This is a genomic window from Micromonospora sp. ZG13, assembly GCF_059359355.1.
Window position 1 is genome coordinate 51,284 of record NZ_JCADBQ010000023.1, and the last position, 15,532, is coordinate 66,815.

A 15,532-nucleotide genomic window follows, 5' to 3' on the forward strand; every position below is an offset into this window, starting at 1 on the left:
GTTCCCCGAGGGCCCCTCGGCGGGAGGGGCCCCCGGGCCGCGTCGCTCGCGTTCTACCCGACCCTGAGGGCCAGCTTCCCGACGTAGTGATCGTTCAGGGCGCGATGCGCCTCCCCGGCCCGCTCCAACGGGAAGGTCCGGGCGATGTGGACCTCGAAGTGGCTCGCCTCGATGATCGCGTTCAGCCGATCGGTGGCGGTGCGGCTCCGATCCCCGTCGTAGTGGGACAGCGTCGCGCCCGGCGACGTCATCGGCGCGGGCAACACACCGTTCGGCCAGGCGATCCCTCCCGACTTCCTGATCGCGCGGAGGGATCGTTCGGCGACCTCGCCGCCCACGGTGACCAGAGCAGCGTCGAGCCCGCCCGGTGCGAACTCGAACGCCGCAGCCAACACGTCGTCTCTGCGACCGTCGACGGCGTCGTCGGCGCCCAGCCGCCGGGCCAGGGCGACCCCGTCGTCACCGGAGGCCACGGCCAGCACCCGGATGCCGCTGTGCCGCGCCAGTTGCACGGCCATGTGCCCGATACCCCCGCTGGCCCCGAAGACCATGAGCGTCTCGTCCGGCCGCAGACCGAGCAGATCGAGACCGCTCAGTGCGGTCAGGGCGTCCCAGGGCATCGCGCCGGCCTGTCCGGTCGACAGCCGGTCGGGCACGCGAGCCACGAACTCCGCCTCGACGACGGCGTACTCGGCGTAGGAGCCACCACGCGGCACCGGCATCGTCGCGGCGTAGACCCGCTCGCCCACGTCGAACCGCGTGACGTTGCGGCCGACCGCGGCCACCGTGCCCGCCGCGTCCCAGCCGAGGACATAGGGGAAGGTCGACGCGATACCGAAAACGCCGTCGTATTCCCCCTCCCGCTCGCCCGCGTCCCAGGACCCGACCCCGGCGAACTCCACCCGGATGAGGACGTCGTCGTCGCCGACCTGCGGGAGCGGTATCCGGCGCGGCGAGAGTTCGTCGACTCCGCCGAACCGGTCAAGGACGACCGCGTTCATCTGCGGCACCACGACCGCGCCGCCCGTTGTGCGCTCGACTCTGCTCTCCATCGGCCCCCCTCGTTTGCTTGAGTGCATCAAGGATCATTGGACCACAGGTATTTGAGTGAATCAAATAAATCATCTAGGCTGGGGACATGGCGCTGCCGAACGGACCCGTGACCGCCTCGTCCGAGGCCGAGGCCGTCCTGTTCGACCTGGTCGACGTGTACGACCGCGCCTACGAGGCGGCGGCAGCCGAGCTGTCGCTCAGCCCGGCGCAGGCATGTGTACTCGGGCGGCTCGACGAGCGACGGGGCATGGGCGCCCTGGCCGAGGAACTGGGCTGCGATGCCTCCAACATCACCCAGATCGTCGTGCGTCTCGAAGCGCTCGGCCTCGTGGCCCGCGAGCCGGATCCCCGGGACCGTCGCGCCCGACTCGTCGGGAGAACCCCCCGGGGAGACGAGGTCAACCAACGGTTCGCCGAGGCCTTCACGTTCGCCCGCACGGCGGTCGGACGACTCTCACCCGACGAGCAGGACCAGTTGACGGCGCTGCTGCGCAAGGCGCTGGGCTGACCCGCACCCCCGGCCGCACCCCGTCACGCTGGGAGACGACGCTTCACGCGGGCGGGCCGTAGCAGGCCGGGACCGAGCAACGTGGTCCGATGCTGGGCGGCGCGGGCCGAAACCCGAGCGGCTGTCCGTGCGGAATTGACATCACGGACGGTAGCGTGTCGCCCGTGTTCCCTACCGTCCGTGAGGTACTCGCGCTGGACCCGGTCCGCCACGGCGCTCCGCGCCTGGTCGCCGGCGAAGCCGGCCTCGACCGCCCGGTGCGCTGGGTGCACGTCACCGAGGTACCCGACATCGCCCCCCTGCTCGGCGGCGGGGAGCTGGTGCTGACCACCGGCATCGGGCTGCCCGCCGACGACGCCGGGCTGCGCGCGTTCATCGGCGACCTGGCGGACGTCGGCGTCTCCGGTCTGGTCGTCGAGCTGGGCCGCCGGTACGCCAGCGCGGTGCCCCGGGTGATGGCCGCCGCCGCCGAGCGGCGCGGGCTGCCCCTGGTCGAGCTGCGGCGGGCCACCCCGTTCGTCCGGATCACCGAGGCCGTGCACGCGTTGATCGTCGACGCCCAGCTGACCGAACTGCGGGCGACGGAGGAGATCCACCAACGCTTCACGGAGCTGTCGGTGGAGGGCGCCGACCCCGGCGAGGTGGTCCGGCAGGCCGCCGAACTCTCCGGCTGCCCGGTGGTGCTGGAGAACCTCTCCCGGCAGGTGCTCGCGTACGACCCGGCGGGGGAGAGCGCCGAGCTGCTGCTGGACTGCTGGGAGCAGCACTCCCGGCGGATCCGGCCGGCGGGACGGACCGCGTACGACGCCGACAACAGCTGGCTGGTCACCACCGTCGGCGCCCGGGGACAGGACTGGGGCCGGCTGCTGCTGCGCTGGCCGGGCGGGGGCGACCTGGCCGCCGACCGGCGCGGGTTCGAACCGGGCGAGGAGGGCGGCGCGACCGTCGGCATCGCCGCGCCGCCGACGGCCCCGCCCACCCGGCTGACCATCCTGGTCGAGCGGGCCGCCTCGACGCTGGCGCTCGGCCGGCTGATCCGGCGCGACGCCGAGGGCCTGGAGCGGCAGATCCACCGTACGCTGCTCACCGCCCTGCTCGACCACTCGCTGCCGGTCGACGAGGTGGCCCTGCGGGCCCGGGCGCTCGGCGTGGTGCTGGAGCGCCGGCACCTGGTCGGGGTCATGGTGCGGCATCGCGGCGACGACCCGGCGGGGGAGGGCGGCCCGCTCGCGGAGCCCGGCCACCCGGCTGAGGCCGGCGCGGCTGGCCCGCAGGCCGGCCCGGCGCGCCTGCGGGACCTGGCCGAGGCCGTCGGGCAGGCGTTGCGCGAGGCGAAGCTGACCGGGCTGACCAGCGCCGTCGACGACCAGGCGGTCGGGGTGCTGCTCGCCCTGCCGGAGCCGGCGGCCGAGGAGCGGGCGTTGGCCGCGTTCGCCGCCGCCCTGCGCCGCACCCGCCCGGACGCCCACGGCCGCCCGAACGGCGCGCCGCCGCAGGGCTGGGCGGTGCTCGTCGCGGCCGGGTCGGGTGTGGCCGGCCTGCGCGAGGCGCGACGGTCGCTGATCGAGGCCCGGCAGATCGCCGACGCCGCCCGCCGGGACCGGCGGGACCTGCCGGTCTTCCGGCTGCCGCACGTGGGGCTGGCGGGGCTGCTGCACCTGCTGCGCGACGAGCCCCGGTTGCAGACCTTCGTCGAGCGGGAACTCGGCGCGCTGCTCGCCTACGACGCGCAGCACCCCCGGGAGCAGTTGCTCGGCACGCTGCGCGCGTACCTGGAGCAGGGCCGGAACAAGTCGGCGGCGGCCGGCGCGGCGCACCTGTCCCGGCCGGCGTTCTACGAGCGCCTGGCCCGGATCCGCCGTGTCCTGGACGTGGACCTCGACTCGGTGGAGGCCTGCCTCTCCCTCCACGTCGCCCTCCTGGCCCTGGACGCCATCCGTACCCGCTGACACTCCCGCCCGCCGCGCCTCCGTCCGGGACGGGGCGGGCGGTCAGGGGAGGGGAGTGAGGGCCTTTGCGTACGGTGGGGGGACGTGGTTCGGGCCGCCCGGGGTGAAGACGTCCGAGGCGGCCGCCGCCGACCAGGCCGTCGCCGGAACCGCGTCGACCAGGGCGCGTACGACCGGGGCGTCGCGCCACTGGTCCTGCTCGGCGAGCAGGCTCAACGCCACCACCGACTCCTCCACCTCGCCGACGCACTCGAACGGCTTGTGCCCGTCCACGCCGAGCAGCTCCCGGTAGCCGGGGATCTGCGAGGAGTCGGCGAGCAGGTCGCCGCCGAAGATGTGGGTGACCCGCTCGCGGGACATGAACGGCGCCATGGCCAGGAAGACGAACCGGCACTTCGGGCAGTCGCGGCACCAGCGCTCGCTGGCGTCGCGCAGCTTGAACGCGGCGTTGCAGCTGGTCACGACGTCGTCGTAGCGGTCGATCTCGGCGAACGCGCGGGCGATGTGCAGCTCCGACAGCGAGCGCAGCAGCGAGAAGTACGGCTCGGTCAGCCCGGCGTGCCCGGCCAGCGCCGCCCGCAGCAGCCCCTCCGCCTCCACGCCCTTGGACCACTGGTGGTTGATCTCGTGGCCGTTCCAGACCAGGTTCGGGTCCGACGCCGACCGCTCGTTGGACATCACCACCGGGCCCAGCCCGTGCAGCACCGCCGTGGCGACCGCGATCAGCGAGTTGATCGCGGTGACCGGGATGTGGCCGTTGCGCGCCCCGGCTGCGTTCAGCTCGAACAGCACCGGGTCGATGCGCCGCCGGGCGGCGAGCGGGGTGAGCCCGGACGCCTCGTTCACCGCGACGATCACGTGGTTGGGGTTGACCGAGAACGGCACCGGGTCGAAGCCGGCCCGGCGCAGCGCCTCCAGGCTGACGATGGAGTCCTTGCCGCCGCCGACCGCGGAGAGCGGACGCCGGTCGGAGTCGTCGTACACCCGGGGCGCGGACACCTCGCCCGCCGGCACCTCCGGACGCAGCTCGAGCACGTGCGGCAGCTGGTTGCGGTACGCGTACTCCGCGAGGCCCTTGGTGTAGACGGCGGTGACCAGCTCGGCGGCGGCCGTGCCCAGCGGCGCCGGCAGCACCAGGCGGGGCGGCGCGGCGGCCTTGTAGTAGCTGACGCCGGCGACGACGTGCAGCAGCTCCAGCACCCGGCCGAGGGTCGCCACGGTCTCGTCCGACGGTGGCGCGTCCGGCAGGGGGAGGGTGACCACCTCGGTGAACCGCTGCTCGCCGTCGGGGCCCGTGAGGGCGTAGTCGAACAACACCTCCCCGGTGGAGAGGTCGATCGAGTAGGACGGGAAGGTGAAGGCGTCCATCCGCCGCAGCTGCTCATTGGGCACACGCCATACTAGGCCCTGGTTCGTCCGGCCGTGTCCGGCTGCGGCGGACCCGCCCCCGTCTCACCGTCGAGATCCCCCGAGGAGAGCCCGTGCGCCTGTCTGACCTGCGCGGACGTACCGTCGCCGTCTGGGGGGCCGGCCGGGAGGGCCGGGCCGCGGTGATCGCGGTCGCCGCACACGGCCCGGCCGACCTGGTCGCCGTCGACGACAGCGCCAACTTCCTCAGCCTGCCCTGGGAGGGGCCCCTGGCGGAGGCGGCGCCGCTGGTCACCGGCGAGGAGGGCTTCGCCCGGCTGGCCGCCGCCGACGTGGTGGTCCGCTCGCCCGGCGTGCCGCAGACCCACCCGTGGCTGGTCGAGCTGCGCCGGCGCGGCGCGACCGTGACCCAGGGCACGGCGCTGTGGATGGCCGACCACGCCGCCCGTACGGTCGGCGTCACCGGCAGCAAGGGCAAGAGCACCACGTCCAGCCTGATCAGCCACCTGCTCGCCGCCGTGGACCGGCCGAACGTCTTCGGCGGCAACATCGGCGTGCCGACGCTGGACCTGCCGGAGGCGGAGCTGTACGTGCTGGAGCTCTCCAGCTACCAGTGCAGCGACCTGACGGACTCGCCGCGAGTGGCGGTGGTCACCTCGCTCTTCCCCGAGCACCTCGACGCGCACGGCGGCGAGCGTGAGTACTACCGCGACAAGCTCAACCTGCTGGCGCACGGGCCGCGGACCGTGGTGGTCAACGGCGCCGACCCGAGGCTCGCCCTCGAACTGGGCGACCGCGCGGCGGTACGCGCCGGCCTGCCGGACACCGTCCACGTGGCCGGCGGCGCGGACGGTACGCCCTGGTTCCACCTCGGCGACCGGCCGCTGTTCCCGCGCGCCGTGCTGCCGCTCGTGGGCCGGCACAACGAGGGCAACCTCTGCGTGGCCCTCGCCGTGCTCGACGCGCTCGGCGTCGACGTGGTGGCCCGCAAGGACACCCTGGCCGTGGCGGTCGCCGGGTTCCAGGGGCTGGCCCACCGGCTCACCGAGATCGCCGACCCGTCCGGCCTGACCTTCGTCGACGACACCCTCGCCACCAGCCCGTACGCGGCCATGCACGCCATCGACGCGTACGAGGGGCGGCCCTTGACGGTGATCGTCGGCGGCACCGACCGGGGCCTGGACTACACGCCGCTGCGCGAGCACCTCGCGGAGCGCGAGCTCACCGTGCTCGGCATCCCCGACAGCGGCGCCCGGATCGTCGAGGCGCTCGCCGGGCTGCCGAAGGTGCGTACCGAGGTGGTCGACGACCTGGTCGCCGCCGTCCGGCTGGCCCGCGAGCTGACCCCGGCCGACGGGGTGGTGCTGCTCTCCCCGGCCGCGCCCAGCTACGGGCGGTTCCGCAACTTCGAGCACCGCTCCGAGGTCTTCGCCCAGGCGGTACGCGACACCGCCGGCTGACTCAGCCCCGCTCGGCCGGCGTCGGGTCCGGCGTACGCGCGCCCGGCAGCAGCGCGGTGCCGTCGTCCCTGTCGTCCTCGTCCTCGTCCGTGGTCTCCGGCCCGGTTGCCGGGGGCGTCGCAGTGGCGTCGGCCGGTTCGCGCCGCTTGTCGGGCGTCCAGGCGAAGGCGAGGGCCCCGCCGACGAGGGCAAGCAGCATCCCGATCAGGAAGCCGCCGAGGTTCGAGGTCAACCAGGAGACCAGCCCGAGCAGCAGCGACAGCACGGCATAGAAGACCCGCTGCTGCGGCGTGGCGATCAGCAGCACCCCGCAGAGCACCAGGACGGCCGGCACCAGGTACGCGGCCAGCCCCTGCGGCCCGACGTGCAGCAGCACCCCGAGCGGCGCGCGCAGCGTCACGAGCATCTCCACGCCGCCGAGCGCGATGAGCACGCCGGCGGTGAACGGGCGGCCCCGCCGCCAGCGCCGCCAGCGCCGCCAGCGCCCGCCGGGGCGGCGGGCGGCCGGCACCGGGTGGTGTCGTCCGGCGGTCACGTCAGCATCCGTCGGAGGTGAATGCCATGCGCAGGTTGGGCAGGTTGAACACGGCCGCCGTGGTGGCGTAGTTGTTCTGCCGCAGGTTGGTGATGGTCACCGTGTCGGCCTGCTGGGCGAAGACGCCGGGGTTGCCCCTCACGCCGGGCACCTGGTCGAGGGTGCTGGCGTCCTGCCCGACGTTGATGTTCCGGAACGAGGCGTTGCCGGCGACCTCGTCGCCGTCGACGACCAGGGTGCGGGCGGTGACCGGCTTGCCGTCGCCGCCGGCGGTGATCTTCAGGTACACGCCGCCCAGGTTGATGCTCTGGCAGAGGTTGGTCAGCTCGGCCTTGTCGATCGCCGACACGATCACCAGGACCTGCCCGCCGGTGTCGCCCTGGTTGGGGCTGTCCGGGATCATCTGGTCGAGGGTGGCGAACTGCTCGAATCCGGTGCCGGTGAGCTTGTCGGCGGTGACGGTGAACGGCATGCCGGAGATGGCGAACTGGGCGCCCAGCACGCCCTGGGCGGTCAGCACGACCATGCCGGCGGCGCCCGCCACGACGGTGCCCAGCGTGACGGCGAACCGGCGCCAGCGCACGCCGCTGCGCGGCGGATCGGGTTCGACCGGTGCGATCTGCTCCGACATGACGGCTCCCTTTCGAGATCAATTCATCCACGACAATGGGAAATCAGCTTGAGCGTTTGCGCAGGCTGAAGTTACCGCCGAGTAAATGGCTGGTCAACGGCTGGCGGGTACTGGTTGAGGCGGTATCTGCCAAATGCGGCCAAAGTGAAAAACCGCTGCGGTTTCAGACCCGGCGTCAGGGGGGCACGGCCGCCTCGCCGGTCGGCGCGCACGGCGCGGTGGTGCCCGGGCCGTCGGCCGGGCGGGCCAGCCGCGTCGCCCGGGCCGCGTCGTCGGGGCCGAGGAAGGGCGCGGTGGCCGCGTAGGTGAGCACCGGCAGCAACTGTGGCAGCTCCGCCGCCCGGCCCCGGGCCACCCAGCTGCGCACGGTGGCGTGGATCCCGCCGACCACGGTGGACACCAGCGCGTCGCGGTCCACGTCCACGGCCGTCGGGCCGGGGCCCGCGTCGGCGAAGAACCGGCGGAAGCTGAGGAGCAGCGCGTCGCGCTCCCGGCGGGCGTCCGGGCCGGCCGCGTCCACCTCGACGAGCGCCATGCGGGCGAAGGCGGGCACGCTCGCCAGCACCTCCAGCAGGGTGCGCAGCGCGGCGCGGGCGGCGTCCGACCACGCCGGTCCGGCCTCGCGGTAGGCGCTCTCCATGAGCTGTGACAGCACGGCGATGCCGTGCCGGTACGCGGCGAGGAAGGCGTCCTCCTTGCCGCTGAAGAGGGCGTAGAAGGCCGGCCGGGTCACCCCGGCGGCGTGGCAGATGTCGGTGACCCGCGCGTTGTCGTAGCCCTTCGTCGCCACCTCCCGCACGAGCCCGTCGAAGAGGCGGTCCCGCTGGGTGGCGGCCACCGCCTCGGCGGAGAGCCGGCGCGGACCGCGCTTGATCGCGCGGTCGGGGTCGCGGCCGGGGCGTGCGCCCGGCAGGGGTGCCGGATGCGGGCGGCGCGGCGTGGTCAACGTACCCACCTCTCGATTCGATTGACTTTGAGACCCTCCGGGGTTTATAACTTTCTGCACGCTCAGTCGGAATCCCATCACCTTGGGTGATCTTCCGGATGGTCACCCTTCGACTCGTCGAAGGAGGGTTCGATGGCCGCCATTATCGCGGAACAGGAGCGCCCTCCCAAGGCCGGAAAGACGCAGGTGACGCCGCTACGCCGCGGCACACCACGCCGACCTGCCCGCTGAGGTCGCGACACCACCACCACCGCCGCCCGGCCCCGACGGCCGCCCGGCATCCTCCACCGCCGTCCGCGACGCGACGGCCCCCGACGCCCGCGCGGGCACCCCCGCCCGCGCCATGTCGATCACCCCGTCCCCCGAAAGGAAGAACCATGCTCAGGTACGGACGAATCGGCGTGGGTCTCGCCACCCTCGCGCTGCTGACCGGCCTCGGCGCCGCCCCGGGCTCCGCCGCCGCCCCGGCACCGCTCGCCAACAACGTGCTGACCTACCCGACGCCGGGTGGCACCGCCGTCGCCGTCAACGACGTGATCCAGGCCAGCCTCAGGACCGGCACCAACGCCACCTTCTACTCCTCCGCCACGGGCACCACCGGCGTGAAGTGCGCCGTGTCCAGCTTCAGCGCCAAGGTGCTGAGCAACCCGGCGGCCCCGGGCACCGCCACCGAGAGCCTGACCGCCCAGTCCTTCACCAGCTGCACCACCAACGTCATCGGCACCACCGGGGTGCAGAGCGTGACCGTCCAGAACCTGCCCTACGCGACCTCGGTCACCAGCGCCGGGGTGGTCAAGATCAGCGGTACGGCGACGGCGCCGATCCAGAGCACCGTCGTGCTGAACTCGCTGCTCGGCCCGATCACCTGCGTGTACCGGACCGGCACCAACAGCCTGACCGGCACGGCGACCAACGCCAACAACTCGATCACCTTCACCAACCAGACGCTGACGAAGTTCTCCGGCCCCAGCCTCTGCTTCGGCACGGCGTACTTCTCCGCGGCGTACTCGCCGGTGCGCGACGCCACCAAGGGCAACAGCCCCGTCTACGTCAACTGACCGCGCTCCACCGGGCCGGCGTGCGGCGCTGCGTCGCGCGTCGGCCCCCGGCCGTGCGTCGACCAGCCGTCGCCCAGCGTCGCGTGCAGGGCGCGCATCGACCGGATGGCCGAGCGGATCTCCTGGAGGTAGCGGCCCGGGGTGAGCGCCGGCTCGGGCAGCCCGGCCACGTCGGGCAGGGCCGGGTCGACGCCGACGGTCTCGATCGCGCAGCCGTACGGCCCGGCGAGGGTGCGCAGCGCGTCGCAGTGCTGGAACGGCACGTAGACCGGCGCGGTCACCGTCAGCACCGGATCGCCGGCGCGCAGGCGGACGTGCTCGGCCCAGAACCGCTGGGTGTCGGCGGTGTGCGCGCGGCGCCGCGCCGGATCACTGGACGGCGCCGCCAGCACCCGCACCGGCGGGCCGTCCGCCGGCCGGTACGTGCGCGACGACCAGGAGTGGTGCGGGTGCCCGGCGTCCCGACCGTCGTCCTCGGCCGGGGCGGCCACCCCGAACTCGCGTCGCACCGCGGCGTCCAGCGCCGCCACCTCCGTGTCGCAGGGCGGTACGCCGGCCGCGTCCAGGGCCCGGCACTCCACCTCGGACAGGGGGCGGAAGCTGCCCAGCACCGCCACCTCGCCGGTGACCCGGGTGCCGGCGCGCAGCAGGTGCGCCGCGTACGCGACCCGGCGCTGGCAGGCGTGCGCCAACCCGCCGAGCACGACCAGGTGGGCGTAGCGCGGCCGGGCCGGCGCCGCCGGACGCACCATGCCGAGCGCGGCGGCGGTGGCGAGCACCAGTCGCGCGGTGGCCGGGTCGAAGGCCGGCTCCCGGGCGTCCGGGCGCTCGCGGCCACCCCGGAAGTCCCAGTGCCGGGCCGAGAAGTCGTCGAGCCGGGCCAGCACCGCCGCCAGGTCCCCGTCCGGCCAGTCGCCGCCGAAGTGCCCGACGAGGCCGCGCAGCGGCGCCGAGCCCACCCAGGCCCGTACGCCGGCCGTGATCGCTTCGGCGCTCGTGCCCGCCGCGCCGCTCGGGAGCGCCACCTCACCGGTCCGCACCGCCGGATCGTACCGGCGGCCGGGCCGCCGGGCCGGCGCACGGGCGGGTCGTCGCCGGCCCGGGGCGACGACGGTGTCGGGCGGCCCCCGAGCCGGGGGCACACCGACCCTTGTCCCCGCCGCCGGGTGGTGGCAGCGTGCGGTTACCGCGAACGCCGCTGAGAGGGTGCGACGATGACCACCGACGATCTGCCCGCCCGGCACCGGGCCGTGCTCCCGTCCTGGATGCCGCTCTACCACGACGAGCCGAGCGAGCTGGTCTCCAGCTCCCGCGAGGCGGCGGGGGTGGCGGCGTGAGCGCGTCGGAGCACGACGTGGACGTCATCGGGCACTTCGTCGACGGCAAGCCGTTCAGTGGCTCGTCCGGGCGGCACGGGGACGTCTTCGACCCGGCGACCGGTCGGCGTACGGCCCGGGTGGAGCTGGCCTCGGCGGCGGACGTCGCGGTCGCGGTGGAGGCCGCCGGGCGCGCGGCCCGGCTCTGGCGGGACGCGTCGCTGGCCAGGCGCACGGCCGTGCTGTTCGCCTTCCGGGAGCTGGTGCGCGCGCGGCGGGACCGGCTCGCCGAGGTGATCACCGCCGAGCACGGCAAGGTCCTCGCCGACGCCGCCGGCGAGGTACAACGCGGCCTGGAGATCATCGAGTACGCCTGCGGCATCCCCTCGGCGCTGCGCGGCGGATTCAGCGAGAACGTCTCCACCGAGGTCGACTCGTACACCCTGCGGCAGCCGCTCGGCGTCGTCGCGGTGATCTCCCCGTTCAACTTCCCGGCGATGGTGCCGCTGTGGTTCCTGCCGATCGCGGTGGGCTGCGGCAACGCGGTGGTGCTCAAACCGAGCGAGAAGGACCCGAGCGCGGCGCTGCTGCTGGCGCAGTGGTTCGCCGAGGCCGGACTGCCCGACGGGGTGCTCAACGTGGTCAACGGCGACGCCGAGGCCGTGGACGCGCTGCTGGAGCATTCCGGCGTGAAGGCCGTCTCGTTCGTCGGCTCCACCCCGGTCGCCCGGTACGTCCACCAGCGCGGCACCGCCGCCGGCAAGCGGGTGCAGGCCCTGGGCGGGGCGAAGAACCACATGGTGGTGCTCCCCGACGCGGACCTGGACCTGGCCGCCGACGCGGCGGTCAACGCCGGTTTCGGCTCGGCGGGGGAGCGGTGCATGGCGATCTCGGCCCTGGTCGCGGTGGAGCCGGTCGCCGATGCCCTGGTCGCCCGGATCGCCGAGCGGATGCGCCGGCTGCGCACCGGCGACGGCCGGCGTGGCTGCGACATGGGCCCGCTGGTCACCGCCGCGCACGCCGCCCGGGTGCGCTCGTACGTCGAGGCGGGGGTGGCCGCCGGCGCGGTGCCGGTGGTGGACGGCCGCGACGTCGAGCCGGACGGCGACGCCGACGGGTTCTGGCTGGGCCCGACGCTGTTCGACCACGTCACCCCGGACATGTCGATCTACACCGACGAGATCTTCGGCCCGGTGCTCGGCGTCGTGCGCGTCGGCTCGTACGACGAGGCGGTGGAACTGGTCAACGCCAACCCGTACGGCAACGGCACGGCGATCTTCACCAACGACGGCGGCGCGGCCCGGCGCTACCAGCACGAGGTGGAGGTCGGCATGGTCGGCGTCAACGTGCCGATCCCGGTACCGATGGCCTACTACTCCTTCGGCGGCTGGAAGGCCTCGCTCTTCGGCGACCTGCACGCGCACGGCGAGGACGGGGTGCGCTTCTTCACCCGGGGCAAGGTGGTCACCAGCCGCTGGCCGGACCCCCGGCAGGGCGGGGTCAACCTCGGCTTCCCCACCCAGACCTGAGTAGGCGCAGGGTGCCAGCCCCGACCAGGTACGCCACCAGCGCCGCCGCCGGCAGCCCCATCGGCTCGGGCGCCGACCTCGGCGTCTGGGCGTTGACCATCAGGGCGTACACCACGGCGGCGAAACCGGCGGCGGTGAGCGCGCTGCGCGCGGTGGCCCGCCACCCGGGGTCGGCCGGCGTGCGGCCCGACGTGGCCGCGCCGTCGGTCCGCCGACCCTGCCCGGCGCGGTGGGCCCGCCGGCCGTTCCCGTCGCGATCGGCGCTGCCGCCGCGTGCGTCGCCGTCGGTCCGGCCCTGCCCGGCGCGGCCGGTACGGGCCTCGACGGGGCCGAAGACGGCGACCAGGGCGGCCAGCACCACGGTCAGCATCAGCACCCAGGGCGCCCGCCAGGCCAGCCAGGCGGCCGACCCGACCGGCGGGGTCGGCAGCACCCCGGCCGCGTCCAGCGCCCCCACCAGCAGGATCGCGGCGCTGAGGTGCCAGAGGAAGACGGTGAGCACGACGGCGTTCACCGCGATCACCGCCTGCCACGGGCGGGGGCGGCGCAGCCAGCGCTCCGCCGGGTCGCGCAGCAGCAGGATCAGCCCGAACTGGGCGACGGTCAGCGTGAGCAGGGCCAGGCTGGGCGGGGCCGCGTTGTCGAGCCGCTCGCCCGGCACGTTGAGCATGCTCACCGGGTACGGTCCGACGGTGGTCAGCAGCACCGTCGCCACCAGCCCGCCCAGCAGCGCCGCCGCGCCCGCGCGGCGCGACAGCGGCAGCCGACGTCCCCGCGCCCGGTCGCGCGCGGACGCGGGGCGCGGCGGGTGCCCGCCCGCCGCGTCCGGGTGGGCGTCGTGACGCCCGGCGTCGGCGTCGCGCCAGGCGATGCCGAGCTGGTGCACGGCCAGCCAGCCGAAGACGTAGTTCGGCAGCGCCAGCTCGGCCGGGCCCAGCGCCCGCCCCACGTCGCCGGCGACGACCAGCGCGGCCAGTGCCGCCGGCACGAGCAGGCCGAAGCGCCGGTGCAGGGCGAGCATCGCCGGGGTCAGCGGCACCACGATCAGGTAGGCGGCGAGGAACCAGAGCGGGATCGTGGCGAACCACGCGACCGTACGCACCAGCGTCGCCGCGACGCCGACGAGCGACGCGAGCGCGGCCGCTGCGGCGATCACCAGCAGCAGCGCGGTCGTGGGGCGCAGCAGCCGGGCGCCCCGGCCCAGCAGCCAGGCGGTGGCGTCGACGCCGGCGGCCCGGCGGGAGGTCAACGAGGCGGCGTTGGCGTACCCGCCGACCAGGAAGAAGATCGGCATGACCTGGGCGATCCAGGTGAGCGGGTACGCCCACGGCAGATCGGGCAGCGCGGAGCGTCCCGTCGGTCGGCCGGCGGCGTCCTCGCCGATCGCGGCGACCGCCCAGTGGCCGAGAACGACCATGCCGATGGCGAGCGCCCGGAGCAGGTCGACGTAGCGTTGCCGACCAGCGGGGGTGCGCGCGGCGAGTTGCCGCAGGCGGCGCATGGCCCCGAGGGTACGTCAGGTGCGGGCTGGCCGCTGCTGATAACGGTTCGGTCCCCGGGGGTTGAAGTCCGCGCCCTCCTGCCGTAGAAATTCTTCAGCAACATATTGCTAACTGAAGACAAATTCCCCCTGCGCCTCGTGTGGCGGTCGCCATCCCCCATCCGGCGCCCGCCCGGACCGATCCGAGGAGAGACCCATGAACAGGCGTGACATCCTGCGGCGCACCGCCGCCGCCGGCCTCCTGGCCACCCCCGCCGCCGGCCTGCTGACCGGCTGCGCCACGGGCGGTGGCGACGACGACAAGGGCGACGCCGGCACCTACAAGGGCACCAAGAGCGAGCAGAACCCGCTCGGTGTCAAGGAGGACGCGCCCCTCGAGGTGGTGATCTTCAACGGCGGCTTCGGCGAGGAGTACGCGAAGGCCCACGAGGCCATGTACACCGAGAAGTACCCGAAGGCGAAGATCAACCACTCGGCGACGCAGGAGATCGCGAAGACGCTCCAGCCGCGCTTCGTCGACAACACCCCGCCGGACGTCGTCAACAACTCCGGCGCCAACCAGATCGACTTCAACGGTCTGGTGTCGCAGAACGCCATCGCCGACCTGGGCGAGCTGCTCGCCGCCCCGAGCCTCGACATCCCGGGCAAGACGGTCAAGGACACGCTGCTGCCGGGCGCTGTCGAGGTCGGCTCGTACGACGGCAAGTTCCTGGTGATGAACTACACCTACACCGTCTACGGCATCTGGCACTCCACCAAGCTCTTCGCGGAGCGCAAGTGGGAGTACGCCAAGACCTGGGACGAGCACATCGCGCTGTGCAAGCAGATCAAGGCCGCCGGCATCGCCCCCTGGACGTACGCGGGCGCGCACCCGCGCTACATGAGCTGGCCGGTCATCTCGACCGCCATCAAGTTCGGCGGCCCCTCGGTCGCCACGGCGATCGACAACCTGGAGCCCAACGCCTGGAAGTCCGACGCGATGAAGACCGCGGCCGACGCCTGGCACCAGATCGTCAAGGACAAGTTCATCCTCGAGGGCTCGCCCGGCCTCGACCACAAGCAGTCGCAGACCGCGTGGTGCCAGGGCAAGGCGGCCTTCATCTCCTGCGGTTCCTGGCTGGAGAGCGAGCAGAAGGACGTCACGCCGGCCGGGTTCAACATGACCATCCAGCCGACCCCGAGCCTGGGCAGCGGCGACAAGCTGCCGTTCGAGGCCGTCCGGGGCACCGCCGGCGAGCCGTTCATGGTCCCGGCGAAGGCGAAGAACGTCGCCGGCGGCCTGGAGTTCTTCCGGGTCATGCTCTCCAAGAAGGGCGCACAGGACTTCACCAAGAAGGTCTCCAGCCTGACCGTGGTGGCCGGCGCCAGCGAGGGCGTCGAGCTGCCGTTCGGGCTGAACACGGTCGTCAAGGCGCTGGAGGCATCCGGCAGCAACGGCTTCAACTGGGTCTACAACAACTACTACCGCAAGCTGGAGCGCAACCTCGTCGACGCCGCGTGCGGCGAGTTCTTCAGCGGTCGGATCGGCCCGGCGGAGTTCCTCGACCAGTGCCAGAAGGGCGCGGACTCGATCGCCCAGGACAGCTCGATCAAGAAGTACAAGCGGGCCGTCTGACATCCCGGCCGGTGGGGGCGGGGACGTCCCGCTCCCACCGGGCCGACGCTGAAGAGGTAGGAC

General features: G+C 73.7%; 14 protein-coding genes. 7 read left to right on the top strand and 7 right to left on the bottom strand.

Annotation, left to right across the window (positions count from 1 at the left end):
* Nucleotides 1-53: 53 nt before the first annotated feature.
* Entirely contained in the window at nt 54-1,052 is a 999-nt protein-coding gene (locus AC5L34_RS28315; protein ID WP_494827729.1) for a quinone oxidoreductase family protein, read from the bottom strand.
* A gap of 86 nt (nt 1,053-1,138) precedes the next feature.
* Between AC5L34_RS28315 and AC5L34_RS28320 the strand changes: the two genes are divergently transcribed.
* Both AC5L34_RS28320 and AC5L34_RS28325 read left to right on the top strand, forming a co-directional pair.
* On the top strand, nt 1,139-1,561 hold the full coding sequence (locus AC5L34_RS28320; protein WP_357093949.1) for a MarR family winged helix-turn-helix transcriptional regulator: 423 nt from the start codon (nt 1,139-1,141) through the stop codon (nt 1,559-1,561).
* Between the two features lie 164 nt (nt 1,562-1,725).
* Complete coding sequence (locus AC5L34_RS28325) at nt 1,726-3,510, top strand: PucR family transcriptional regulator (RefSeq protein ID WP_494827731.1); 1,785 nt, start codon at nt 1,726-1,728, stop codon at nt 3,508-3,510.
* A 42-nt stretch (nt 3,511-3,552) separates the two neighbouring features.
* On the opposite strand, the gene AC5L34_RS28330 is transcribed toward AC5L34_RS28325, so the two are convergent.
* Complete coding sequence (locus AC5L34_RS28330; RefSeq protein ID WP_494827733.1) at nt 3,553-4,902, bottom strand: MurL-like N-terminal domain-containing; 1,350 nt, start codon at nt 4,900-4,902, stop codon at nt 3,553-3,555.
* A gap of 89 nt (nt 4,903-4,991) precedes the next feature.
* Between AC5L34_RS28330 and murD the strand changes: the two genes are divergently transcribed.
* Nucleotides 4,992-6,338, top strand: a complete 1,347-nt coding sequence (gene murD, locus AC5L34_RS28335; protein ID WP_494827735.1) for a UDP-N-acetylmuramoyl-L-alanine--D-glutamate ligase — start codon at nt 4,992-4,994, stop codon at nt 6,336-6,338.
* 1 nt (nt 6,339) lies between these two features.
* Here murD and AC5L34_RS28340 read toward each other — a convergent pair whose 3' ends face one another.
* The 3 genes from AC5L34_RS28340 to AC5L34_RS28350 all read right to left on the bottom strand — a co-directional run bounded on the left by AC5L34_RS28340 (nt 6,340) and on the right by AC5L34_RS28350 (nt 8,450).
* Complete coding sequence (locus tag AC5L34_RS28340) at nt 6,340-6,873, bottom strand: DUF6114 domain-containing protein (RefSeq protein WP_494827737.1); 534 nt, start codon at nt 6,871-6,873, stop codon at nt 6,340-6,342.
* Between the two features lies 1 nt (nt 6,874).
* Complete coding sequence (locus AC5L34_RS28345; protein ID WP_441178037.1) at nt 6,875-7,504, bottom strand: DUF6230 family protein; 630 nt, start codon at nt 7,502-7,504, stop codon at nt 6,875-6,877.
* Between the two features lie 175 nt (nt 7,505-7,679).
* Nucleotides 7,680-8,450 carry a TetR/AcrR family transcriptional regulator gene (locus AC5L34_RS28350; RefSeq protein ID WP_494827739.1) on the bottom strand — a complete coding sequence of 257 codons (771 nt, stop codon included), beginning with the start codon at nt 8,448-8,450 and terminating at the stop codon, nt 7,680-7,682.
* Nucleotides 8,451-8,827: 377 nt separating this feature from the next.
* Between AC5L34_RS28350 and AC5L34_RS28355 the strand changes: the two genes are divergently transcribed.
* On the top strand, nt 8,828-9,508 hold the full coding sequence (locus AC5L34_RS28355) for a Tat pathway signal sequence domain protein (RefSeq protein ID WP_494827741.1): 681 nt from the start codon (nt 8,828-8,830) through the stop codon (nt 9,506-9,508).
* Here the strand turns inward: AC5L34_RS28355 and AC5L34_RS28360 are convergent.
* Nucleotides 9,496-10,548, bottom strand: a complete 1,053-nt coding sequence (locus AC5L34_RS28360) for a hypothetical protein (RefSeq protein ID WP_494827743.1) — start codon at nt 10,546-10,548, stop codon at nt 9,496-9,498. The two genes, AC5L34_RS28355 and AC5L34_RS28360, sit on opposite strands and share 13 nt — an antisense overlap.
* 174 nt (nt 10,549-10,722) lie before the next feature.
* Between AC5L34_RS28360 and AC5L34_RS28365 the strand changes: the two genes are divergently transcribed.
* Both AC5L34_RS28365 and AC5L34_RS28370 read left to right on the top strand, forming a co-directional pair.
* Nucleotides 10,723-10,845, top strand: a complete 123-nt coding sequence (locus tag AC5L34_RS28365; protein WP_494827759.1) for a hypothetical protein — start codon at nt 10,723-10,725, stop codon at nt 10,843-10,845.
* A 17-nt stretch (nt 10,846-10,862) separates the two neighbouring features.
* Nucleotides 10,863-12,353: a CoA-acylating methylmalonate-semialdehyde dehydrogenase gene (locus tag AC5L34_RS28370; RefSeq protein WP_494827757.1), complete on the top strand. Its 1,491-nt coding sequence runs from the start codon at nt 10,863-10,865 to the stop codon at nt 12,351-12,353.
* Here AC5L34_RS28370 and AC5L34_RS28375 read toward each other — a convergent pair.
* Nucleotides 12,325-13,854: an acyltransferase family protein gene (locus tag AC5L34_RS28375; RefSeq protein ID WP_441178042.1), complete on the bottom strand. Its 1,530-nt coding sequence runs from the start codon at nt 13,852-13,854 to the stop codon at nt 12,325-12,327. The genes AC5L34_RS28370 and AC5L34_RS28375 overlap by 29 nt on opposite strands.
* A gap of 196 nt (nt 13,855-14,050) precedes the next feature.
* Between AC5L34_RS28375 and ngcE the strand changes: the two genes are divergently transcribed.
* A complete protein-coding gene (gene ngcE / locus AC5L34_RS28380; RefSeq protein WP_441178043.1) occupies nt 14,051-15,469 on the top strand; it encodes an N-acetylglucosamine/diacetylchitobiose ABC transporter substrate-binding protein in 1,419 nt (472 codons plus the stop codon).
* Nucleotides 15,470-15,532: the final 63 nt, after the last annotated feature.